Source organism: Methanoregula sp., from assembly GCF_035543475.1.
Lineage (GTDB): Archaea > Halobacteriota > Methanomicrobia > Methanomicrobiales > Methanospirillaceae > Methanoregula.
The window spans coordinates 122324-145057 of record NZ_DATKKA010000011.1; the positions used below are offsets into that span (position 1 = coordinate 122324).

Annotated in this window: 27 protein-coding genes and 1 tRNA gene; 6 read left to right on the forward strand and 22 right to left on the reverse strand. The window is 57.6% G+C overall.

Annotation, left to right across the window (positions count from 1 at the left end):
• Nucleotides 1-3 precede the first annotated feature (3 nt).
• The gene (locus VMS83_RS05190; protein WP_325410542.1) at nt 4-648 is read right to left on the reverse strand and encodes a DUF2284 domain-containing protein; all 645 of its coding nucleotides are present in this window, start codon (nt 646-648) and stop codon (nt 4-6) included.
• An 87-nt stretch (nt 649-735) separates the two neighbouring features.
• Here VMS83_RS05190 and VMS83_RS05195 point away from each other — a divergent pair, with 87 nt between their 5' ends.
• Nucleotides 736-1443, forward strand: a complete 708-nt coding sequence (locus tag VMS83_RS05195; protein ID WP_325410544.1) for a DUF5714 domain-containing protein — start codon at nt 736-738, stop codon at nt 1441-1443.
• Here VMS83_RS05195 and VMS83_RS05200 read toward each other — a convergent pair.
• The 5 genes from VMS83_RS05200 to VMS83_RS05220 form a co-directional block, all read right to left on the reverse strand.
• Nucleotides 1428-1874 (reverse strand): adenylyltransferase/cytidyltransferase family protein, encoded by a 447-nt coding sequence (locus VMS83_RS05200; RefSeq protein WP_325410546.1) that lies wholly within the window; start codon nt 1872-1874, stop codon nt 1428-1430. The genes VMS83_RS05195 and VMS83_RS05200 overlap by 16 nt on opposite strands.
• Entirely contained in the window at nt 1871-2242 is a 372-nt protein-coding gene (locus VMS83_RS05205) for a Mov34/MPN/PAD-1 family protein (RefSeq protein ID WP_325410548.1), read from the reverse strand. The genes VMS83_RS05200 and VMS83_RS05205 overlap by 4 nt, the downstream gene beginning before the upstream one ends.
• A gap of 155 nt (nt 2243-2397) precedes the next feature.
• Nucleotides 2398-2994, reverse strand: coding sequence for a hypothetical protein (locus VMS83_RS05210; RefSeq protein WP_325410550.1), 597 nt, complete (start codon nt 2992-2994; stop codon nt 2398-2400).
• A 729-nt stretch (nt 2995-3723) separates the two neighbouring features.
• Nucleotides 3724-4005: a peptidylprolyl isomerase gene (locus VMS83_RS05215; protein WP_325410552.1), complete on the reverse strand. Its 282-nt coding sequence runs from the start codon at nt 4003-4005 to the stop codon at nt 3724-3726.
• A 57-nt stretch (nt 4006-4062) separates the two neighbouring features.
• Entirely contained in the window at nt 4063-5475 is a 1413-nt protein-coding gene (locus VMS83_RS05220) for a dihydropteroate synthase-like protein (RefSeq protein WP_325410554.1), read from the reverse strand.
• 42 nt (nt 5476-5517) lie between these two features.
• On the opposite strand from VMS83_RS05220, the gene VMS83_RS05225 reads away from it, so the two are divergent.
• Complete coding sequence (locus VMS83_RS05225; RefSeq protein WP_325410556.1) at nt 5518-6195, forward strand: PHP domain-containing protein; 678 nt, start codon at nt 5518-5520, stop codon at nt 6193-6195.
• Nucleotides 6150-6995 (forward strand): tRNA pseudouridine(38-40) synthase TruA, encoded by an 846-nt coding sequence (gene truA, locus VMS83_RS05230; protein ID WP_325410558.1) that lies wholly within the window; start codon nt 6150-6152, stop codon nt 6993-6995. The genes VMS83_RS05225 and truA overlap by 46 nt, the downstream gene beginning before the upstream one ends.
• Nucleotides 6996-7262: 267 nt before the next feature.
• Here truA and VMS83_RS05235 read toward each other — a convergent pair whose 3' ends face one another.
• The 12 genes from VMS83_RS05235 to VMS83_RS05290 form a co-directional block, all read right to left on the reverse strand.
• Nucleotides 7263-8510 carry an NADP-dependent malic enzyme gene (locus tag VMS83_RS05235; RefSeq protein ID WP_325410560.1) on the reverse strand — a complete coding sequence of 416 codons (1248 nt, stop codon included), beginning with the start codon at nt 8508-8510 and terminating at the stop codon, nt 7263-7265.
• A 69-nt stretch (nt 8511-8579) separates the two neighbouring features.
• Nucleotides 8580-9011, reverse strand: coding sequence for an arsenate reductase ArsC (locus VMS83_RS05240; protein ID WP_325410562.1), 432 nt, complete (start codon nt 9009-9011; stop codon nt 8580-8582).
• A gap of 117 nt (nt 9012-9128) precedes the next feature.
• On the reverse strand, nt 9129-10466 hold the full coding sequence (locus VMS83_RS05245; protein ID WP_325410564.1) for a cobyrinate a,c-diamide synthase: 1338 nt from the start codon (nt 10464-10466) through the stop codon (nt 9129-9131).
• 101 nt (nt 10467-10567) lie between these two features.
• Nucleotides 10568-11098, reverse strand: coding sequence for a DUF333 domain-containing protein (locus tag VMS83_RS05250; RefSeq protein ID WP_325410565.1), 531 nt, complete (start codon nt 11096-11098; stop codon nt 10568-10570).
• A gap of 91 nt (nt 11099-11189) precedes the next feature.
• The gene (gene trpA / locus VMS83_RS05255; protein ID WP_325410566.1) at nt 11190-11993 is read right to left on the reverse strand and encodes a tryptophan synthase subunit alpha; all 804 of its coding nucleotides are present in this window, start codon (nt 11991-11993) and stop codon (nt 11190-11192) included.
• Nucleotides 11990-13162: a tryptophan synthase subunit beta gene (trpB, locus tag VMS83_RS05260; RefSeq protein WP_325410567.1), complete on the reverse strand. Its 1173-nt coding sequence runs from the start codon at nt 13160-13162 to the stop codon at nt 11990-11992. Before trpB ends, trpA begins: the two co-directional genes overlap by 4 nt.
• Entirely contained in the window at nt 13152-13739 is a 588-nt protein-coding gene (locus tag VMS83_RS05265; RefSeq protein WP_325410569.1) for a phosphoribosylanthranilate isomerase, read from the reverse strand. The genes trpB and VMS83_RS05265 overlap by 11 nt, the downstream gene beginning before the upstream one ends.
• A complete protein-coding gene (locus tag VMS83_RS05270; RefSeq protein ID WP_325410571.1) occupies nt 13730-14485 on the reverse strand; it encodes an indole-3-glycerol phosphate synthase TrpC in 756 nt (251 codons plus the stop codon). The genes VMS83_RS05265 and VMS83_RS05270 overlap by 10 nt, the downstream gene beginning before the upstream one ends.
• Nucleotides 14482-15501 carry an anthranilate phosphoribosyltransferase gene (gene trpD / locus VMS83_RS05275; RefSeq protein WP_325410573.1) on the reverse strand — a complete coding sequence of 340 codons (1020 nt, stop codon included), beginning with the start codon at nt 15499-15501 and terminating at the stop codon, nt 14482-14484. The genes VMS83_RS05270 and trpD overlap by 4 nt, the downstream gene beginning before the upstream one ends.
• Nucleotides 15498-16091, reverse strand: a complete 594-nt coding sequence (locus tag VMS83_RS05280; protein WP_325410575.1) for an aminodeoxychorismate/anthranilate synthase component II — start codon at nt 16089-16091, stop codon at nt 15498-15500. Before VMS83_RS05280 ends, trpD begins: the two co-directional genes overlap by 4 nt.
• Nucleotides 16088-17635: an anthranilate synthase component I gene (trpE, locus tag VMS83_RS05285; protein WP_325410577.1), complete on the reverse strand. Its 1548-nt coding sequence runs from the start codon at nt 17633-17635 to the stop codon at nt 16088-16090. The genes VMS83_RS05280 and trpE overlap by 4 nt, the downstream gene beginning before the upstream one ends.
• Before the next feature lie 190 nt (nt 17636-17825).
• Entirely contained in the window at nt 17826-18197 is a 372-nt protein-coding gene (locus tag VMS83_RS05290; protein ID WP_325410579.1) for a hypothetical protein, read from the reverse strand.
• Between the two features lie 111 nt (nt 18198-18308).
• On the opposite strand from VMS83_RS05290, the gene VMS83_RS05295 reads away from it, so the two are divergent.
• Complete coding sequence (locus VMS83_RS05295; RefSeq protein WP_325410581.1) at nt 18309-18902, forward strand: hypothetical protein; 594 nt, start codon at nt 18309-18311, stop codon at nt 18900-18902.
• A 60-nt stretch (nt 18903-18962) separates the two neighbouring features.
• Here the strand turns inward: VMS83_RS05295 and VMS83_RS05300 are convergent, their stop codons facing one another.
• From VMS83_RS05300 to VMS83_RS05310, 3 genes are all read right to left on the reverse strand, one after another.
• Nucleotides 18963-19196, reverse strand: coding sequence for a hypothetical protein (locus tag VMS83_RS05300; RefSeq protein WP_325410582.1), 234 nt, complete (start codon nt 19194-19196; stop codon nt 18963-18965).
• Between the two features lie 89 nt (nt 19197-19285).
• Nucleotides 19286-19453 (reverse strand): CxxC-x17-CxxC domain-containing protein, encoded by a 168-nt coding sequence (locus VMS83_RS05305; protein ID WP_198324438.1) that lies wholly within the window; start codon nt 19451-19453, stop codon nt 19286-19288.
• Between the two features lie 102 nt (nt 19454-19555).
• The gene (locus VMS83_RS05310) at nt 19556-20677 is read right to left on the reverse strand and encodes a TIGR04084 family radical SAM/SPASM domain-containing protein (protein WP_325410586.1); all 1122 of its coding nucleotides are present in this window, start codon (nt 20675-20677) and stop codon (nt 19556-19558) included.
• 145 nt (nt 20678-20822) lie between these two features.
• On the opposite strand from VMS83_RS05310, the gene VMS83_RS05315 reads away from it, so the two are divergent.
• Nucleotides 20823-21452 carry a hypothetical protein gene (locus VMS83_RS05315; RefSeq protein ID WP_325410588.1) on the forward strand — a complete coding sequence of 210 codons (630 nt, stop codon included), beginning with the start codon at nt 20823-20825 and terminating at the stop codon, nt 21450-21452.
• 379 nt (nt 21453-21831) lie between these two features.
• Nucleotides 21832-22047 carry a hypothetical protein gene (locus VMS83_RS05320; RefSeq protein WP_011991245.1) on the forward strand — a complete coding sequence of 72 codons (216 nt, stop codon included), beginning with the start codon at nt 21832-21834 and terminating at the stop codon, nt 22045-22047.
• Nucleotides 22048-22659: 612 nt separating this feature from the next.
• Here VMS83_RS05320 and VMS83_RS05325 read toward each other — a convergent pair.
• Nucleotides 22660-22733, reverse strand: a tRNA-Val gene (locus tag VMS83_RS05325).
• Between the last annotated feature and the right edge of the window lies 1 nt (nt 22734).

A 22734-nucleotide genomic window follows, 5' to 3' on the forward strand; every position in this document is an offset into this window, starting at 1 on the left:
TCGTTATTCGATCAGAACCAGCCCGATCGAGTGGAGATCGGAATGGACAATCTTCCCGTACTCCATGTCCTTGCACGGGATTGTGGCGAGGTCCCAGCCGGCGTTCTTTGCCGTTGCAAAGACATCTATTCCTGCTGCCTCCATGCTGGGCCGGACCATGTCCAGGTGCCGGCACTTCCGGCGCAGGCTCTCGTCTACTATCCCTTCCGCCTCTTCGGCAACGCAGTGGAGGTGCTCGCACCAGATGCACGGGTACCCGCCCATGCCAAATGCCTTGTACCACCCGTCGTAGAATGCGGTCTTCTCAAGGTAATGGATCGTCCCGTTTACCCAGAGGATCAGGTCGCGGAAGTACGGGTGGAAGTCGTCAGGGATATCGTCAGGCCCGAATGCCCCGTGGCCCGGGACCCCGTCAAAACGGACCAGTAGCGCCCTTGTGTATTCACCGGTCATTCTCCGGGTCTCCTCCGGTGACGGGGCATACGGGGGGCAGCCGAAATGCTTGCCGTACCCCTTGCACCCGTAGCGGCACTTGAACCTCACCCACTGCGCCACCACGATATCCTCCGGTGCGATCTCCTGCGCATGCGCTCCCCGCTCCTGTGCGAGCCGGATCAGTTTCTCTACCTCGCGGGCAGTTCCCTCCATTCCGGACACCTCAGGCAGGGGATGCCCGCCCGAATCGATAAAGTTTTTCCTGCAGGAGATCCTCTCTTTTGACAATACGGGGGATCCATGGCCGATTACCGCACCGGGTGTATGGTCTGCGGAAAACCGCTCCGCTATCTCGAATCGCCGGAGGAGCACGAGTGTGCGTACTGCCACCGGGTCCTGAAAACCAATGCCCTCTGCGAGGATGGACACTTCGTCTGCGACCGCTGCCACAGCCTGGGCGCGGACGATGCGATCGAGGAGTACTGTGCCCGGACCGCTGAGACCGATCCGATACGGATGGCGATCACCCTGATGCAAAATCCGGTTGTGAACATGCACGGCCCCGAACACCACTTCCTTGTGCCAGCAGTTCTCCTTGCGGCATACTGGAATGTGGCAGGCCAGCCGGACCGGAAGGCAAAGATGATCGCGACTGCCCGCGATCGCGCCGGGATGATCCGGGGCGGTGCCTGTGGGTTTATGGGGGACTGCGGGGCCGCGGTGGGCACCGGGATCTTTATCTCGCTTGTGACCGGTGCAACCCCGCTCTCGCACCGCGAGTGGCAGCAGGCAAATCTTGTGGTGGCAAAGAGTCTCGAAACGATTGCCCTGCATGGCGGGCCCCGCTGCTGCAAGCGCAACACGTTCCTTGCCATCCAGGGGGCGGTAGCCTTTGTCCGGGAACACCTGGGGATGACTATCCCCCTTGATCCGGCAGTTACCTGCCGGTTTTATGGCATGAACAAGGAATGCCGGATGGCGGACTGCCCCTTCTACCCGGTCCGCTGATCCCCGTCGCCCCGCGCCTCTACGATCCGCTGGACGATCAGGCGCGAGCTTGCCAGGTCGCCGTCCGCGTATTTCCCGATCCGCACGACCTGTGGAGAAAGCCCCCGTTCCGCCAGCTGGCCCCGCAGTTTTTCCTCATCGAAATACTGGTTGAACCCGATCGTGATGATATCGGGGTGGATCTCCTGGATGGGGCGGAACATGTCGGTGTGGTCCCCGAGGATTGCATGATCGACGGGTCTGAGCGCGGCCACCATCGCAAGGCGCTGATCTTCCGGCACGATCGGGTGTGGCTTGTGCTTTACGTTGGCGTCCCGCGCAACGATCACCCAGAGTTCATCGCCCAGCTTTTTTGATTCGGCAAGGTAGTAGAGATGCCCCGGGTGGAGGATGTCGAACGTCCCGGTGGCAACCACGCGCCGGGAAGTCATGGGATCACCGCGAGCTCGCAGGACTCGCCATTTGCGGTAAAACATTTCCAGTCGTTCTCGCGGTAAGGTGCACCGATGATCAGGTTGTACTTCCCTGCCCGGGGAAAGAAATTCAGATCTGCGCCCGAGGGCCGGAGAACGCCATTGGGATGGGAATGGGCGCTCCCTGCGAGGTGGGTGCCCAGCGGCATCATGTCAAAAAAGACCGAGGCTGACGAGCTGCCGGTGATTGTGCCGGGAAGGAGGTTGAGCTCGGCAATCACCCCGTCATCCTCTGTGAGGAGCGCGGCAAATTCGTTGGGATGGCTGTTTTTTCCCAGCTCGAGCAGCAGCATCAGGAGTTCCTTCTTGATCCCGCGGATGGTCATGATGGCACACGAAAAGAGCGTTTCTGGCGCTTGTACCGATCCATTCGTTCTGGTATGAGAAAAAAGGCTCGTACTGCTCCAGGTGACCCGGTTCCGGGTGGTCCGATCGCGACGACAGGAGAATTCGCGATTGCGAAAAAGAAAACAAAAAATGGTCAGGATGAGGAGCTGCCCCCGCTCCTGAGCCATGAAAGGAAGGCCGCGATCAGGTCGCTGTCCTTCTGGTCCTGGCTCGCGCTGCCTGCCTGCTGTGTTGTCTGGGGGCCTCCTGCCGGGGCAGTATTGGTACCCATCTGGTTTCCTCCACTGTTTGCGTTTCCATTACCGGAGAGTGCCGGCGGGGACCGAGGCGTTACGTTTCCTCCTGCGGGATTTGGTCCGGTCTGGTTGCCTGCCGGCAGGGGCACATTCTGCCCGCCGGGCTGGGGTCCCGTTGTGTTGAATGGCATTGTCCAGTTATTGCTCTCGGTGGTGTTGACGTCGGGAGGCAGCTGGCCAAAGAGCGTGTTTCCCAGTGCGGTCAGGTTGAGATCGCCACCGGGACCCGGAGGGGTCGCGTTCCAGCTCGCGTTACCAAAGTTCCGGTCCTGCGGACCCTGATGTGCTGTAGCATTTCCTGCAAAAGAATCCGGACCGTTGCCCGGATTCTGCCCGTTCTCAGGAGCGCCACCGGGCGCCGCCCCATTACCGGATCCCTGGCCGTTACCGGAACCGGTGTTCTGTCCGTTGCCGCCATTGCCGGGCATCATCATATTTCCCTGTCCCTGATCTGACTGGCCTTGGGGTGAAAATCCCTGACCGCCGGGTCCGGCAGCAGAGACCAGTGGTACCATTACTACAGCAGCACACATCAGTGCCGCGCACACCAGTCCTATTTTCCGTATCATTTTCATGGTGCATTTCTCCATGGGGCACCTGCTGTTCGCAGCTGTCCGCATGCGGCCTTTTTTTGGGCCTGTTATAAATTCGCAGCACGCGGCCGGTCAAATACTCGCCGGTACCGGTCAAGGATGATACCGGGTGGTTAACACTATCCCTCTCCGGGTTTCCTGCATGGCTGCGGCCAAAAAAACCCGATCCTGTGCAGGGTCCCGGGACCTGAAAGAACGACCGGTTCCAGCCCGGGACAATCCCGGAACTTTCTTTTTATGGGGATCCGAACGATTACGGACGTTTCCTTTACGGGTAAACACAACTATGTGCTGCTCTTGTCAGGATCCGGAAGTGCACAGGAAAAAGGGCCCATCAGGTTCCCGGTTCCGGCCGCGCAGGAATTCCGGTCCAAACCGTGATCTTCTGTGTGAGTGCGCCGCAGGAACCGGCAGATACGGAAACGTTCGTTTGAGATGAGCGCCAGGATATTCGTTCCGTATTTCCGGTAACGACAGCCACGAAAGGTAGCAGATTATCCTGGTGAGGACCGATGCGGTTACATTGGCAATAAAAAAAATGTTTGAGTGGGAAGATCCGGGTTCGAAGGATCACTTCTTCCCGGTCACTTTGATGACATGGTACCCGAACTGGGACTTGACCGGCCCGATAACGGAGCCCGGCTCTGCAGCAAAGGCCGCCGCCTCAAACTCGGGGACCATCTGACCCTTGCCGAACCAGCCCAAATCTCCGCCGCTCTTCCTGGATGGGCAGGAGGAGAAGCGCTTTGCCACGGCAGCAAAGTCCTCGCCGTCCTTGATCCGCTTCAGGATCTTCTGTGCATCGTCTTCCTTTGTCACGAGGATGTGGGATGCCCGTACCTGCGTAGTCATGTATAGAGATGGAGAGGTTTTGGGATAAAAGGGTTGAGAGGTATCTCACCCTTCCGGTCAAAACTCCCCGTCCTGTTCGAAGCTCCTGCCGTACCGGATCGCGAGCTCCGCCTTGTACAGCTCCCGGCCGAGATAACCCGCATGGTCAAGAAGCGAGACTTGGCCCCCCTCGATCAGCGTATACAAGACATCCTGCCAGCGTGTCCCTGTAACTGCCGTCCCATGGATCTCTGCCACGATCCGGTCTCCCTCGATCCCGATACGGAAATTGCCCTTCGGGTCATACGTGATCTCGTCCGGCATCCGCTTTGCCGTTACTACCGTCTCATATTCAAGCGGCGGTTCGCGCCTCCGCCGTTTCTCCTTGAGTACAAGGAGATCGATGCCGAGATCCTTTGCATATGGCCGGTCCCGGGTGAGCACCATCATCTCGGTTGCCCTCCGCATCTCCCGGATCGAGCCGCGGGTCTTGTCGGAATGCTCACTGGTAAAGATGATCGAAGCACCGGCCTCCTGTGCCATGGCCGCAAGAAGGGCGTTTATCCCGATCGAGTCCGCATCGAGAAGCTCCGTGACATTTCCTGCACCAAAGAAGATCGGGCATCCATAGTCCCGGAACCGCCCGAGCGAGGCTACAATCCCTGACCCTGCCGGCTGGAGCAGGGGATCGGCGATGATGCAGGCGATCCCGGCCCGCCGGGCCCGGGCGATATTTGCCCGGAGTGTCTTCTCGCCTGGCACCACAACCGCTGCAGCCCCGGTACGGGCAATTTCCTTTCCCACGAGAGGGATATTCTTTTCATGGAGAGAGAGCACAAGATCGGCCAGTACGAGCGCCGCCCGGATCAGGGCCGGGTCCTGCGTGTCCACCGCGAGAGGCCGGTCAATACCGGCAAGCTCGCCAAAGACCCGCGTCACGTCTTCGGGCATTGCATCGAATCCAAAGCCAAGGTCGACGATGTCCGCCCCTGCCGCAAAGTACCGCTCCACGATCTCCCGGATATCATCAGCACGGTGAGCGTCCATGACCTCGGCGAGTACCTTCATCCGCGATCCCCCGCCGATCTTCATGCCCCGGATCACAAACTCCGGCTCAGCTGTGTCCTCCGCTTCCGCTACCCGGCCCATCGCCTCTTCTGCTTTTTTTGCCACGAGAAAATCGTCCGCGGGTACCTCGCCGGATAGGGAGATTTTTCCCACAAGGGGAAGGACCCATGCAAGATCAGCCGCGTGCCGGGGGCCGCGGTACACAGGCACCCCGGTCTCGCGCTCCACGTGCTCAAACGAGACCGTGCACATCCCCGAAACAACCACGGCGTCGTACGTCCCTTTCGCGATCAGGGCGCGGAGCGCATGAGGAGTAAGAAACGACGCAATCTTCCCCGTTATCACGACATCAGCGTTGAAACCGGCCGCCGCCCGGCGGACAGTATCCGCGGTCGCGGCACCGGTGGGAAGAAGGATGCGCATACGTTTTCTTAATACCAGAGAGATAAAAACACTAGTGATCAGATGCTGACCTGCGACCTGCACGTGCATACAAATTTTTCCAAGGACGGCGAGAGCAGTGTCGAAGAGATCCTTCATCAGGCAGAAGCGGTGGGCCTGGACGCGATCGCCATCACCGACCACGACTGCGTGGATGGGGCCAAAAAGGCCCTCGCATACAACAGCACGGTCCTTGTTATCCCGGGGATCGAAGTCTCAACCCGGCAGGGGCACCTGCTGGTACTGGGCGTAACTGAAGTCATCCCCTCCGGGCTTGATGTCCGCGAGACTGTCGGGATCGCCCGGCGGATGGGAGCGCTCGTTATCCTCCCTCACCCGTACCATATGTGGCGGCACGGTGTTGCCCGGAGGATCCGGGCCGCGATGAACATCGTTGACGCCGTTGAGGCTTTCAACAGCCGGTACATCGTGGGGTCGGCGAACCGGAAGGCCGGCCGGATCGCGACACGACTGAACAAGCCCTGTGTCGGGGGAAGCGATGCCCACAATGCACGATTCGTTGGCTTTGGCAGAACCTTTGTCGAGGCCGAGCCGGAGATGCAGGCGATCTTTGCCGCTATCCGGGCGGGGCATGTCTCCTGTGGCGGGAGAAAGACACCCCTGCGTACGTATACCCGCCAGTCACTGAACAATACATGGAGAAAGCTCAAGAGGCTGACCCGACGGTTCCGCGTCCGGTAAGGCTTGCGTGCCGGGTATCGTACCTGGGCACCCGGTTTTACGGCTCGCAGCAGCAGGAGTCAAGCCGTACGGTTGAAGGCGAGTTCATCGCGGCATGCCGGCGACTGGACCTTTTTTCAGACTGGCGGAGCGCGGGATTTACCTCTGCCGGCCGGACCGATCGCGGAGTGCACGCGTGCGGGCAGGTCGTTGCCTTCTCCACGCCAAGCCCGGATCGTGCGCGACAGGCTCTCAACTGCCAGCTCCCTCCGGATATCTGGTGCACGGCCACCGCTGGTGTCCCGGATACATTCCATCCCCGGTATGATGCCCGATCGCGCACATACCGGTATTATTATTCGGAAACGGCGGGGAACCTTCCGGCAATGGCGGATGCAGCCCGGCTCTTTCTTGGCGAGCACAATTTCTCGAACCTGGCGCGGGTGGGCGAGAAGAATCCGTATCGGAAGATCCTCGATATCAGGATTGGTGCCGAAGACCGGTTCACGTTCCTCGAAGTAAAGGCCGAGAGTTTCCTCTGGCACCAGGTACGGTGCATGGCATCAGCACTTCTCCTGGTCGGGAACGGCGAACAGGATGCGGATGGGATCCGGTTGCTGCTCAATGAAGCCGCGAACCGGCCGGTCCCGCCGGCCCCGGCAGAAGGGCTCATTCTCTGGGACACGGACTGCGGGCTTTCATGGGAGCCCATTCCCTCTGCCGACAGGAGCGTTATCTATTGCGCCGAACTTCTCCGACACCATGCGCTTATGGAGCAGGTCTGCCGGGTGGTAAGGCCGGAACCGGGCGAGAAATTCTAGTGGGATTTTTTTTAGTCAGACATTCTTGGTGGCTCCGGCAAGCCTCCGCCCCCCCGGCGTTGGAATCCCCCGCTTAGCGATGATTCCGTATTACCTGTGTCGGAAAACTCCAGAAAATACAGGAATACCGGTAATACAGAGGCAGCGCCCTGCACCCTGTTCCCTCCAGGAGACGCATTGGCGCAAGGGGGAATCTGCATGGTAGAGACAGATATTCAATAGAGCTGGATGCCAAACTTTTTTTTTTCAAGATTGCATTTATGGCACCTAGCCCGGGTATCCTTCAACCGGTATATCGTTTAATTTCCGGGCACAGCCGCTTGCGATCGCTGCTTCCCGTACGGCGCCGGCTACGGTTTTTACTACACCCCTGTTGAGGACCCGGGGCAGGATGCGTTCCCGCCGGGGCCTTTTCACGTACCCGGCAAGTGCGTGGGCCGCGGCGAGTTTCATCTCGGGAGAGATCCGGGTGGCGCAGACATCAAGGGCACCCCGGAAGATTCCCGGGAAGGCAAGGGCATAGTGGATCTGGTTGGGGTACTCACTCCGGGCTGTGCCGACCACACCGGCGCCGGCAAGGAGGGCATCTTTTGGCAGGATCTCGGGCAGGGGGTTTGCCATGGCAAAGATGATCGGATCGTCCGCCATGGTCCGGATCATCGCCGGCGTCACGATCCCGGGCACCGAGACGCCGATGCAGGCATCCGCCCCATCCATGGCATCGGCGAGTGTACCCGTTCGCCTGCGCCGGTTGGTCTCCTCGGCAATGATGAACTTGTACTTGTTCGTGTACAATCCTTCCCGGTCGCGGTGGATGATCCCCTGCGTGTCGCAGACGATAATATCGTTCACGCTGGGGAAGAGCCCGGGATCGTACCCGATATGCCGGAGCATGCGCGTGATAGCAAAGCCCGCTGCTCCTGCCCCGCAGATGACGACGTTAAGATCCTCAAATGCCTTCCCGGTCACGCGACAGGCATTGAGCAGTGCCCCGAGCACCACCACCGCGGTGCCATGCTGGTCGTCATGCATCACCGGGATACCGATTCCCTGCAGCGCCTCTTCGAGCTCGAAGCACTTGGGGGCGGCAATATCTTCGAGCGCGATCCCGCCAAAGACCGGTGCGATGTTCTTGATGTCGTCGGCAAATTCCGTGTGATAATTCTCGAAGCAGACTGGAAACGCATCAATACCGGCCAGTTTCTTAAAAAGGACGGCCTTTCCTTCCATTACGGGAATGGCCGCATATCCCCCGATGTTCCCGAGCGAGAGCACGCGGGAGCCGTCCGATACGATCGCGATCGTGTTGGCCTTGAGGGTGTACTTCCAGGCAAGGTCTGGGTTCTCTGCGATCGCCCGGGAGACCGCCCCGACTCCCGGGGTATATGCAAGGGAGAGATCGCGCCGGTTTTTGAGCCGAACCTTTGCGTGGACCTCGATCTTGCCACGATACTGCTCGTGGAGTGCGAGCGACTCCGCATACAGGTTCGTCCGCTTCTTTTTCGGTCCGGTCATGGATACCACGCGCCGATAGTTCAATGGTGGCGGTGGGGCATGATGAATTTTTTTATCTCACTGCGGTTTTCAGACAGGCAGACCGTGTGCAAAATGTGCATCGATCCACGTGCGGATAGCATCCCGTGCCCTGCGATAACCGTCGAGAATCTCTGCATCGGTTCCGGGAGTCAGGTGCGGATCAGGGACACTGTAGTGGATCGTCTTTTTTGCCGAAGGAACCACCGGGCAGACGGCACGGGCGTTGTCGCAGAGTGTGACCGCGAGATCGAGAGGTACACCGGCAAATGTTTCGAGCGGTTTTGGCCGCTGGCCCGAGATGTCGATCCCGATCTCCCTCATCACATCGATCGCCCGGCTGCTCACCCGGCCGGCGGGGCGGAATCCTGCCGAGAAGACCTCGTAACGATCACCATATTTTGCCCGGAGGTAGCCTTCAGCCATCTGGGAGCGCGCTGCGTTCGCGGTGCAGATAAAGAGGATGCGGGATCGTGCGGTCATAAGGACACCGTACGGAGAATACGCTGCCGATCATATACTTCTTTTTCCCCCCCGGGTCCCGGAGAGGGCACCGGCCGCACACGGAGAACGCCGGGTGATCCTGTCCATGCCGGATTCCTATCGCAAAGAGGCTGCAGCGGCATCCACGAAGCGCCGGGCAAACGCGTCAGTGAAATACGCATGGGTGTACGCCCCGATGGCCGCATGTTCTGTCAGACCATCGTGCCCGTCCCGGATGCCTTTTCCCTGGCCGAGCCGGAGTGCAAACCGGGCATCGTTGTCACATTCTACCCGGGAATAATGGAACTCGTGGCCATGGACTGCCAGTTTTCCTGCCCAGAGACCGGACCCGGTGGCAAATGATCCATGAACATACCCCAGTGCCTGAAGTTTCTGCGTCATCTCCGCCCGGGCCGGGAGAACATCTGCCATCGCGTAGCTCCTGTCCGTTTTCAGGGACCGGCACAGGTACATCAGGCCGCCGCATTCGGCATAGACCGGCATGCCCCGGGAAATTCGTTCGTGAAGGAAGGTCCTGCATCGCGAGCGTTCCAGTGCCGCGGCATGGAGCTCGGGATATCCTCCTCCCAGGTACGCTGCATCCATCTCCGGTGCCGCATCGGCAAGAGGGGAAAAATACAGAATTTCCGCTCCGGCGCGGGCAAGCCGGTCGATGTTGTCCTGGTAGTAGAAGCAGAACGCCTCGTCACGGGCAACCCCGATCACGGCACGCCGGTGCGAGGGCTGCGGTTTTGCAGCTGCACTCCCGGGAACCGGAAGCGGCCGGGCTGTTCCTGCAACTGCGAGGATCCGGTCGAGATCGCAGGACTCCCGGATTACGCGCCCGAAGGCTTTCATTGCCGGGGACTCATGCGCCATCACAAGACCGAGGTGCCGGCTTTTCACCTCGCACTCCTGCTGTCGGAGCACCCATCCGAGCGCCGGGACAATCTCCTCCTGTGCGATCATCGCCCGGTGCCGGTCACTCCCGATCCGGTTGTAGATGATGCCGGCAACCGTTACCCGGGGATCGAAGTCCCTGAAGCCCCGGATCGTGGCATGGATGCTGCGCGAGACCGCGTGGGCATCGACCACGAGTACGACCGGTGCACGGAGGATCCGCGCTACATGGGCCGCACTTGCGGTATCCGTGCCCCCGGTCCCGTCAAACATCCCCATCGCCCCTTCGATAACGGCGATATCGGCACCGGTCGTGGCCCCGGCAAATGTCCGGAGAACCCCGGCCTCTCCCATCATGCAGGAGTCCAGGTTCCGGGAGGTCCTGCCACAGATGAGCGTGTGGTGGGAAGGATCGATGAAGTCGGGACCGGTCTTGAACGGCTGGACCTCAAGGCCGCGGGCCACGAGGGCTGCCATCAGGCCGCTGGCGATTGTGGTCTTACCACATCCGCTATGCGTGCCGGCGATCACGATCCGGGGGATGTCTGCCTTCATGATGATGGTGTTTGCCGGCCTGACGGGTATAATTTATTGTGCGGGCAGGGATTTATCCCACGGTGTATTGCAGAAAAACAAAAAAAGGTGATTTAAATTTTTTATGCCGTCACATTTGCAGCTTTGCAACCCTCTCCACGGAAGAGTGCCCACTCCTCGCAGGAGGTCCCGTTGGGGAAGTTGCACATACCGTACTGGCCTGCCGGGCTGTTTTCGATCTGCAGAGTCCCGCCTACATTGACGCAGTTTACCGAAGCCGGGTTTGCCATGCCTGTCTGGCCTGCCGGTGCGGTAGCGTTTACGGTCTGGTTTGCTGCAACACCGGGCTGGCATCCCTCTCCGCGGAAGAGTGCCCATTCCTCACAGGAGGTCCCGTTGGGGAAGTTACACATACCGTACTGGCCCGCCGGGCTGTCCATGATCTGCAGGGTCCCGCCCACATTGACGCAGTTTACTGAGGCCGGGTTTGCCATGCCTGCGGTGCCGGTCTGTGGAGCCTGAGCAGCAGTTGTGGACGCGGGTGTGGTGGTCGTTACCTGTGCAGGGGTGGACGACTGGGTGCAACCGGCAATAACGATGCCGGCAGCAAGACAGAGGCCAAGGATGAGAATAACTGAAAATCTTGTTTTCATAATCCAGATCGAGTAGTATTTCCTTATGGGTAATAAAAAAAGATCGAATTGTTCTCCGGGCCCTGCATCCAATCTTTTGATCCGGAGTGAGTTACTTCTGAGATTCTACCGCTTTTTTCATACTGGCAACATACTGCCTGAGGGCAGTCTCCATTGCAGGAGTATCGCCAAGATGCCGCTCGATAATATCCACGATTGCACTTCCGACAATGACGCCGTCAGCGCCGGCCTGTTTCCAGATCCTCACCTGTTCCGGTGTCGAGATCCCAAAGCCGGGGGCAAGCGGGAGACCGGTGTGTTCCCGCACCCGTTGGAGGAGGCTGAGTGCTTCGGGTGATACCGTGGTTCGCGCACCGGTGACCCCGAGGACCGAGACAAGATACAGGTAACCGCGGGCATGGCGAACGATGGTGTCCATCCGTTCAGAGGACGTGGTCTGCGTAAGGAGAAATATGGGGACGATCCCGTACTTCTGCGCGGTTGCTACGACCTCTTCGGACTCTTCGACCGGCATATCGGCCACAAGAATGCCATCAACACCTGCTTCCTGTGCTTCGCGGTAGAACCGGTCAATTCCTCTTCGGAAGATCGTGTTGTAATACGTGAGAAAGACGATCGGGACTTCGGAATCCTTCCTGACTTCCCGGACGAGTTCAAAGATCACATCGGGCGTGGTGCCGGCCGCGAGTGCCCGGTCGTCCGCCCGCTGGATAGTGGGGCCGTCTGCTACCGGGTCGGAGAACGGTATACCGAGTTCTAGGATATCCGTCCCGCCATCGATCAGCGCTTTTGCGATCCGGACCGAAGTCTCTTTGTCCGGATCGCCGGCAACGGTAAACCCGATGAATGCGGTCTTTCCGTTTTTGGCAAACACGGATTCGATGCGCCCCATCATGCCGCCTCCGTGTCAGGTGCGATGCCGGCAACATCCTTGTCGCCCCTTCCTGAAAGATTGATGATAACAACATCGCCCTTGTCGAACCGCTCAGCGTTTTTGAGAACATACGCGACCGCGTGCGAGGATTCGAGCGCCGGGATGATCCCCTCCATCCGTGAGAGGTACCGGAACGCGTCGAGTACGTCCGGGTCTTTTACCGCGTGGTAGGTAACACGGCGGGAATCCTTGAGCATCGCATGTTCGGGACCTACGCCCGGGTAATCGAGGCCGGCTGCCACACTGTGAGTGGGAAGTACCTGGCCGTCGTTGTCCTGCAACAGGTACGAAAGTGTCCCGTGCAGCACGCCGGGATCTCCTGCACAGAGCGTTGCAGAGTGTTCCGGGGTATCGAGGCCTTTGCCGGCGGCTTCGATACCAATCAGCTCCAAGTCATCGGCAAGGAACGGGTGGAAGATGCCTATTGCGTTTGATCCGCCGCCCACGCAGGCAACAATGGCGTCCGGCATCTTTCCCTCTTTTCGCATGACCTGTTCACGGGCCTCCCGACCGATCACCGACTGGAAGTCCCGGACAATCGTGGGAAACGGGTGCGGCCCGACAACCGATCCGATCAGGTAGTGCGTGTCGGTCACGTGCGCCACCCAGTTGCGAAGCGCTTCATTGGTTGCATCCTTGAGTGTCTTTGTTCCCGAGGTTACCGGGTGGACGGTTGCGCCCATCAGTTCCATCCGGAAGACATTGAGGGCCTGGCGTCTGGTGTCCACTTCTCCCATGAAGACCTCGACCTTAAGGCCGAGGGCCGCACCGGCAATGGCAGTCGCAACACCGTGCTGACCAGCGCCGGTCTCTGCAATCAGCCTCTTCTTGCCCATACGTTTTGCAAGGAGCGCCTGTCCCAGCGTATTGTTGAGCTTGTGCGAGCCGCCGTGCACGAGATCCTCGCGCTTCAGGTATACCTTAAAACCGAGGTCCCGGGACATATTCTCACAGAACGTGAGCGGCGTCGGGCGTCCTGCATATTCTGACTGGTACGCTGCGAGTTCTTTCTGGAATGTCAGGTCGTGTGCCGCGTCCAGGTATGCGCCTTCGAGCTCGATGAGTGCGTTCATCAGGGTTTCCGGCACGTACTGCCCGCCGTACTTCCCGAACCTTCCTTTATCCCCCATGATCTACCTCCCGTGCGGCTGCAATAAATGCCGCGATCTTTTTATGGTCTTTTATTCCCGGCCTGACTTCGACACCGCTTGCGACATCGACCGCGTAGGGCCGGCAATCCCGGATCGCATCCCCCACGTTTTCCGGGGTGAGCCCGCCAGCCAAAATAACCGGTACCGTGGACGTTTTCACCACGGTCTTTGCAAATTCCCGGTCAAACACAATCCCTGCCCCCATGCTCTCGTCCACGATCACTGCGTCGCAGTCAGCGGGAATGGCATGCCCCCGCCCGATCACCCGGAGTACCCGTACGCCCGGGTCCTTTTCAAAGACAAACGGGTGCGAAATCTGGATCGCGTCCGGCCGGAGTGCGAGGATGCGCCCGAGTTCCTCTTTTGATCTCGTGTGCGTCACGATGACCCGAGTCACGAACGGCCTGAGTTTCCCGAAAATTTCCCGGGCCTGCGCCTCTGGTACAGAGCGGGGCGATGTCGGGGAGAACATCACAACACCAATTGCGTTGGCACCGGCATTTTCTGCAACCCGGGCATCTTCCACACGGGTGATCCCGCAGATTTTTATGCGCATACGAATTCCTCCAGCTTTTTTCCGGGCTCCCGGTGGGCCATGAGGGACGAACCGATCAAAAAAGCATCGCAGTACGGCCGCAGCTCCCGCACATCGTCCGCGGAGCGCATCCCGCTCTCCGAGACTACGAGCCGGCCTGCTTTCCGTACTTTCCCCGAAAGGTTCCGTGTGGTTGATCGATCGATGGTCATGGTAGAAAGATCCCGGTTGTTGATCCCGATCAGCTGCGCATCGGTGGCAAGGGCGAGATCGATCTCGTCCGCGTTGTGAACCTCCACGAGGGGCTCAAGACCGGCCCCGTATACAGCATCGACAAACGCCGGGAGCCGGTCTTTAAGCACTGCAGCAATCAGGAGCACGGCATCTGCCCCGAGCGCTGTTGTCTCAGGGATCTGACGCAGGTCGATGACAAAATCCTTGCGAAGTACCGGGACCCGGACCGCTTTCCTGACCCGGGCAATATCGGCACCCGATCCCCCGAAGAAATAGGGCTCGGTGAGGACCGAGATCCCGACACAACCTCCGTCAGAAAGTACACCTGCCATCATTGCCATATCCACGTTCCTGCGGATGATCCCGCCCGAAGGTGAGGCACACTTGATTTCGGCGATCACCGGGTTCTTTTTTTCTGCAGAGCGGATGGCGGCTTCGAGGCTGGCGTGGCCAACGCCCTCCGGTTCCGGGAAGGAGTCCGGCAGCCGCTCCACCCGCTGTTTTGTCCGGGCGACGATCTCGTCAAGGATCATGATGCCTCCCGGGTTGCACGGATAAGTGCATCCAGTTTTTTCCGGGCTTTTCCTGAATCTATGGATAACGCGGCAAGACGGATCCCTTCTGCAAGGGTTGCAGCCCGGCCTCCCACGTAAATAGCAGCGCCGGCATTCATGAGCACGATGTCGCGTGCCGGGCCCGGGGTACCGGCAAGGATGGCATGAATAATGCGTGCATTCTCCTCCGGGTCCCCCCCGGCAAGAGCAGCCGGTGCTGTCCGGGCAAGGCCGAACATTTCGGGATCCAGCGTATACTCCACGATCCGGCCTTCGTTGATCTCAGCGACATCCGTCTTCCCGGTGACCGTGATCTCGTCGAGGCCGCTGCCATGCACCACCATTGCCCGGGAGACCCCGAGAAGGCGCAGCACATCTGCCACGGGCCGGGTGAGATCCTTCCTGTATACCCCGAGCACCTGCGCATCCGCACCGGCCGGGTTTGCCAGCGGCCCGAGCAGGTTGAAGACTGTTCTGCAGCCGAGATCCTGCCGTGTGGTCATCACGTGCATCATAGCCGGATGGTGGCTGGGTGCAAAGAGGAAGATTATACCGGTCTCCTGCACGATCTCTTCCTGTCGGCTGACGTCAACACGGATATTCACTCCAAGGGCCGTAAGGACGTCTGCAGATCCACACCGGCTGCTTACGCCGCGGTTGCCGTGCTTGACCACGGTAATACCGGCTCCTGCTGCAACAAAGGCAGCAGTGGTGCTGATATTGAAGGTCTGCGATCCGTCTCCCCCGGTACCGCAGGTATCAACAAGCATCCCGGCAACATGCGGCTTGACATGGACCGCATGGTCCCGCATGACCCGGGCGAACGCCGCGATCTCTTCCGGTGTCTCACCTTTAGCGCGAAGTGCGGTCAGAAATCCCCCGATCTGTGCGGGCGTTGCCCGCCCCTCCATCATCACGTTCATGACTGCCGCGGCCTGGGCGGGCGCGAGGTCCCTCCCTTCCACTACCGTGGCAATTGCCTCTTTCATGGTCATGCGTCCTTCCCCCGGGGTCCGAACAGGAAATTTCTTATGAGTGCGTCTCCGTCATGCGAAAGAATACTCTCGGGGTGGAACTGCACTCCTTCGATCGGGTACTGCGTGTGCCTTACACCCATCACAAAGCCGTCATCGAGGCTTTCTGCCGTTACCATGAGTTCCGGGGGAAGGTTCTCCCGGGCTGCGACCAGCGAGTGATACCGCGTTGCGGTAAAAGGCGTCGGAAGGCCGGCATATACACCATGGCCATCGTTTTTGATCTCCGATGTCTTTCCGTGCATCAGGTGCCCAGACCGGATCACTTTCCCGCCAAAAGCGGTGCAGATGGCCTGGTGCCCGAGGCAGACGCCGAGAGTCGGGATCGATTTGCTCATCGTATCGATCACCTCCAGGCAGACCCCGGACTCTTCCGGCGTCCCGGGGCCGGGCGAGAGGAGGATCCGGTCGCAGGCAGTTTTTTCGAGCCGTGCAAGCGGCGTATCGCAGGTAAAGACCACGGGCTTTGCCCCGAGTTTTCCTACCTGCTGGTACAGGTTGAACGTGAAACTGTCGTAACAGTCTACGATGAGAACAGTCGGAACGCTCATGGTACAACCCCAGCCTGTTCGATTGCCTTCATCATCGCTGCGGCCTTGTTTTCCGTTTCTGTCCATTCGTTCTCCGGTACCGAATCGGCAACAATCCCTGCACCGGCCTGGATGAACGCTTTACCGTTTTTTACGCTCACGGTCCGGATCGCGATGGCAAATTCGAGGTTCCGGTCAAATCCGATATAGCCCACAGCACCCGCGTAGATTCCCCGTGCATCCGGTTCAGTCTCTCCAATGATCTGCATCGCCCGGATCTTCGGGGCACCTGAGACGGTCCCGGCCGGAAAACAGGATTTGAGTGCATCGCAGCTGTCAAGATGGTCCATGAGCGTGCCCTGGACGGTCGAGACCATGTGCTGGACATGCGAGAACTTTTCTATGCCCATGAACTCGCCGACCTCAACCGAACCAAATTTGCAGACCCTGCCGAGGTCGTTTCTTGCAAGATCGACCAGCATTGTGTGCTCGGCCCGCTCCTTTTTGTCGAGCAGCATTTCCTGCGCGAGCTTCTTGTCCTCGCTTTTGTCCGTCCCCCGGGGGCGGGTGCCCGCGATCGGCACCGTGGTTACGCGCCGTTTCTCCACCCTGACAAGCATCTCGGGGCTTGCGCCAATCACCTGCTCGTCGCCGAAATCAAGATAATACATGTACGGGCTCGGGTTGATGGTCCGAAGTGCTGCGTAGACGGGAAAGGGATCCGGGGCGACCGGGCATTCCATCCTCCGCGAGAGCACGGCCTGGAAGATATCCCCGGCAACGATGTGCTCTTTTATCTCCTCTACCGAATCCATGAACAGTTTGCGCCCGGTATTGTCTGTGACCGTTGGATTTTTTCCAGGTTTCCGCGCTCCGGCCGGTTTTGACACATCCGGCTTTTTGTGGGTTGCCGGAATTGAAGCGATCCGGCCGGCAAGATCCGCGATATGTGCGGCACACCGCCGGTATTCCGCCGCGGCGTCCGTGTCGTAGGTTAAAAACGGGCTGGAGAAGACAAACATCCTGCGGTCCCGGTGATCGAAGACCATGCAGTCCTTGGTGAGCATGAACCGGGCATCGGGACACTCCTGTGCCGGACGGGTCCGGTGCTCCGGTACATGGGTGAAAAGTGCATGGACAATGTCATATGAAAAATATCCGACCATTCCCCCGAAGAACCGTGGGGCTTTGAGGTTGACATAATGGAACCGCGAGAGAATCGAGCGGATCCGGTCAACCGGATTTTGTCCTTCCGGCTCGCGGGCAATGGCAACGAAAGCGTCGCTGCCGGTCACGGAGATCTCCCTGCCCAGAGTGATCACGCATGCGGGATCGATCCCGATATACGAGTACCGGGCGATCTTCTCGCTTCCCTCCATGGATTCCAGGAGAAATCCCGGCCCCCGACGGGTCTCCAAAAAGACATCCAGAGGTGAGCTCTCCGGCAGCGGAAGTTCGGTACAAAGCGGGATCACCAGCGGCTTTGGCTGGTCGGCTACTGCTGTCAGGTATTCGTCGGGTCCAAGGTTTAAGGTCAGGGCTGTCTGGTGTGTATCGATTGCCATCCCGGGGTAATCACCGCCAGCCGGGGATTGGGTATCCTGTTCAATCACCGGCTTAAATGCTTAGTTTTGATTGTTATTGTACATATTTATACATTATTGTTATTTTACGCACATTGTGGGACGGTTGCTGAAAACTAAAAAAAGGAACGCACCTTTCCGGGAGCACCGGCCCGGTGCAAAAAGCTCCCGGTTACCCGGTCTTCACTCCTTTATTCCTTAGTGCTTCCGCTTTCTTCTTCGAGCACTCTTCACACCGGAACTCGGGAGCAGGATCATTGCTCTTGTCATAATCCCCGGACCTGACCAGCCGGTAACCCCGTGCAACCCGGCCACAATCTACACAGGTGATGTTTTCCCTCACATCCCACTGTGTGGCAAGGGACTGGGAGGTAAAGATAAACTGATCGACCCAGAAAAAGATCAGGCCGCCGATGAGGTTTGCGATGATCGCAGCGACAATATACCCCATGCCTGCAAGGAGGATGCCGACCCCTGCAAGGATCGGTGTGCTCGCCTGCCAGCGGAGCAGATAGAGCGCGTACCGTTTGAAATTAATCCGCATACCGGAAATTTTGGGCCGGCACGATAAAGGGATTGTGCCCCTCCCACGCGGTACATGAGGACTATATACCCTGCCGTCAAATACTTAGAATTACGCGTACGGTGAGCATCCATGTGGCCGAATAAGCAGCATTCGCTTGGGTGGATTTTTGTCTCCCGGATGATCGGGATACTCTGTTTCCTGATTGTGGTCGTGCTCGCAAATATCCTGACATTTTACGTGGCTAATCCCCTGTATCACGCGGGTGTCGATTTCCTGAACCTTAATTTCTGGCTGCTGATGCTGATTGGTATCATCATCTTTATTGGAGATATCTTCGGTGCCTTCCCCTTCCCGATGAACCTGCCCGCCCCCATCATCAAGGCTATCGGTAGTGTTTTTATTATCGCGTTCGTTCTGCGGGTCTTCCAATGGGTCGACACAGCCACCGGCAACAACATTTATCATTACTTCTGGCTGCTTTCCTTTGTGATCGTCCCGGTGGTCTTCATTGTTGTACTTCTGGCCGGGTACTATGAGATCATCTGCGATCTCTGGGCCAAAGCGAAGATCCGCGATGAGTCAGATACCGTAGTCCATGCAGCGGCTAACGATCTTCCTCCCTCTTCATCCAGCGTAAAGTCCTGGGATGATGTCGGTGCTGAATTGCGGATGATGCTCTATGATCTGCTCCACCGGTTCCGCGAAGAGATCAGAAGACGATAAATTGTTGTTGCGGAAAAGAAAAGTTCAGAGATCTTTTGAATTTTTCGCTGGCTTTCTGCCTTACCAGTCGGGGTTCTCTGCACGGAATTTTCGCTCTTTCTCGAGGAGTTCTTCCGCTGAAAGGTGCGCCGGCATACAGATACAGCGGTGTTCGATAAAAACGCCGTTCTTGAAACTGCCCTGCTGCTCACCTGTGCGGCAGGCGCCATACATCCCGGTATCGCAGTCATGGTACACCTGTGGGAGATTCTGTTTCCGGGCGGATTCCTGTGCTTCCTGCCACGATGCAGCCATAGATGAACATTACACCGGGGGGTTAATATAACGGCGTATCAGAAGCAGATGCCAAACAGGCAACAAAAAAAGAATAAGATTTTGTGTAATTAGAACCGGGGTTTCCGGTGCTTGGGCAGGCAGTCCCTGCAGTAAACCGGCCTTCCCTCAGTGGGCTTGAAGGGGACTTCGCACTCTTTTCCACAGTCTGAGCAGACTGTCTTTGTCATTTCTCTGGGACCGAAGTTTCTCGGGCCGCCAAATCCTTTTCTTTCCATTGTATTACTCATGCAGTTTATATCTGCATATATTCATCTTACCATCGAGTATAAATACATCTGCATCGGATCAGGCGCGCCGGCTGACATGATTTGCAGCGTTCAGGGAATGATCTCACAGCCGTTGAACTTCTCATGCGCAAAGTCCTGAAGGGTGATCCGGCCCGCACGTATCAGGGATTGCACCCGTGGGAGTGCAGCCGTGAGGGCCTCGTACAGATTCTCCACTGTATTGCAGACCAATCGCCGGCCGGCCGGATTCCATGGCTGGACAATGGATGAGTAGAGGCATCGTCCCCCGCAGAATGTCCGGATCGGGCAGGTCTGGCACTCGCCTCCGACAGGGATGGTCTGAAGGTGCAGCGGATCGGCGTCCCGGATATGGCCTAAATAGTAGTGTTTCATACCGATCATGATTGGACAGGGAGCGATGTGCCCATCAGTCATAATCGTATAGTTCGTATGCCCGGCGCCGCAGCGCAGGAGACTCTGCCTCCCGTACAGCAGATCTTCCATGGGATCAATAAAGGGATACCAACGCATGACCCGGCCGTGCTGCTCCATCTCACCCACCCAGGCCGCCACAAGCGCCTGGATCCCGGGGTTGTAACTCTCTTCTGCCCACCGGGCAAACGTGCGGTGGCCGAAATCCCCGGTGAAGTTTGCATCCATCTGCCAGTGGATGGAGGAGAACGAATGGTACGGGTTGTCTGCAAGGTAGCGGACCGCGTCGAAGATGTCCGTACTCTCGGTCACGGTCATGCGGGCGATCAGTTCGCCCCGGTAGCCGTTTGCCCGGATCGTGTTGACATTTCCCATGACTTTTTCAAAAACGCCGTCTCCCCGGTTACCATCGGTCAGTTCTTTCCTGCCATCAAGAGAGACGAGGATCGTAGAGAACCGGTTGACTGTTCCCGGGGAAAGCCGGTCGAGCAGGATGCCATTTGTCTGGATCATGAACCGCTGCACCGGCGCTTCGCGGATAATCTGTTCAACGAGATCATGGCGAAGGAGTGGTTCGCCCCCATAAAAGGTGAGTGTAGGAGCGGGATCCTGGGCCAGGAACCGGTAGAGCAAGGGGAGATCGAAATCAAGGTCCGGTGAGAGATCCGCATCGATTTCGACCCCGCCATTTTCCGGATCTTCCTCCTCCTCAAATGCCTTTGCCCTGCAGTACCTGCAGCAGAGATTGCAGTCATCAGTGAGGATGAGGTGGAAGTACATAGGCAAAATCCTGTTGTAATGGGAACCGGGAAATCATAAAACTGCCCGAACCATCAGGTAGCAATAAAAGATAATGCCTTGAAGCCGCCATACTGCGTTGTCAGATCTCCCGGGGTTTGCGATCGTGCGGCGGCAACCTGATCCCATGAAGAAACGTTGTACAAATACAAAGGAAGAGGCACTGACCGGCTTTGGTATCGTTATCCTCCTCCTTGTGTTTATTGTGATACTTTCCATTGCATTTGTTGTTCGCAATCCGGTGACCGGGACCGGCGGAGGGCTTCTGCATTCCTTCATGGGAGATACCGGAAATATGCTTCGCAGTGTTGGGCCGGCAACCGTTTTTTCCGCAGTAAACGGCACACCTCAGGACGTTGATGCCCGTTACCCTGTTCCGGATCCGGGGCGCATGGGATCTGTTGAAGTGAATGTCGCCCTCTTTATCGGGAACATGGGTGGTGTGGATTTTGACAAGGTTCGTGTCGTCTGGATCAGTAACGGTCTTGTCGAGACGATCCCGCGGGTTGACACCCGCCCCCTTATCTGCCCGGGCTGGACCATTGTCACCAAATATAATGTAATCCCTCTGAAGACTGCGAACAGCAATGACATTCTTGATCCCAACGAGCAGTTCGAGATCTTTGCGTGTCCGGGAAATACCACAGCAGCATACCAGCAGTTCTCGCTGGTTATCTCCCCGCAGGGTAATATTGTCCCGCCGCTTGTGAGTACTTCAGCCCCTCCCATGGTCCAACCGGTTATCCGCCTTATGTAAATTACAGCCATGGTCAGGACGGGGTCAACGGAACGTACCAAACCCGTGTCACGATCTCTGTACCGGGTGGAGCTGTGACCGGGCCCGGGAGTCTGTATGCCGTGTGCTCCGTCGCGGCAGGGTTATGCGCTGAGAGATTTCTAATGTTCCTGAATCTCCGATGGAATAATACCGATTTGACTAAAATTCAAGGCTATTTTAGCAAACGGGACAATAAATGGGCAGAAAAAATCGGGGTTAATTGTGCGCCACAATGCCGAAAATACCAGTGAAAATATGGCCAAATTTGAAGTTTCGACGTGCTTTCGACGGAAACCTTTTATATTATCAGGCGGCAACTTTCATTATCAAAACCCGAATGGGGTTTTGAGGTGTTTAAATGGGACAGAAAATTGGAAAGGAAAAGATCCAGCGCGAAAAGGGATTCCTGTACTTCATTGGTAAGGACGGGTACGTCTGGGCAGCCCCGATGAAGCACAACAAGACCGGCAAGAAGAAGAAAGTCGGTACTGAGAAGATTGCCAAGGAAAAGGGCTTCATGTATTACATTGGCAAAGACGGATTCGTCGCAAAAGCCAAGATGAAGAACGCATAAGCAATCACCTTTTTGTTTGTTAGCAGCCTGACAGGACGGAAAAGCCGTCCTGTCAGGCTCCCATAGTTTCCCTGAGACGGAATCGTCTCCTTCTCACCGGTCAGCCCGATCAACATAGCACCGGAGCTGAGGATAGACATCTCATAAGAGCTGATTTTGTGCACTCCTGAAGACTTCGATTTTTACTCTGGCGGTCATTCTTTTATGGGAAGTCCGCCCTTTTCTTTTTGAGGAAGAGCGTGTGCAATGCTTGTGCAATCTATTGTGAAATCATAACTCCATATTTATACCCCTTTGTTTCCACTGGAAAGAGGTTGGATTTGGCATATTTTGGAGAAATTCCCCGAATTTTATTATATTTTCTAGGGGCAGCTACAACTGTCTCCCTTGTAACGTGTTCATATCGCGCCTCTGGTTTTCACAGGAAGATTCCAGACAAAAAAATTATATCAGGAAAAAAATGAACCGCTGCATTTTCCTTTCCCGCTGCATGATGAGCTGTTGCAGAGAAGATCAGGACCAGCCCCAGTTAATTCTGGTGCAGCCACAGGACCTCAGACAACGGATAAAATGGGACGAAGAGAAAAGTCCGGAGGACATTTCCGTTCAGTATGGGCCCGTCGTGATTCGAACACGAGATCTTCGCCGTGTGAAGGCGACGTCATAGCCAACTAGACCACGAGCCCG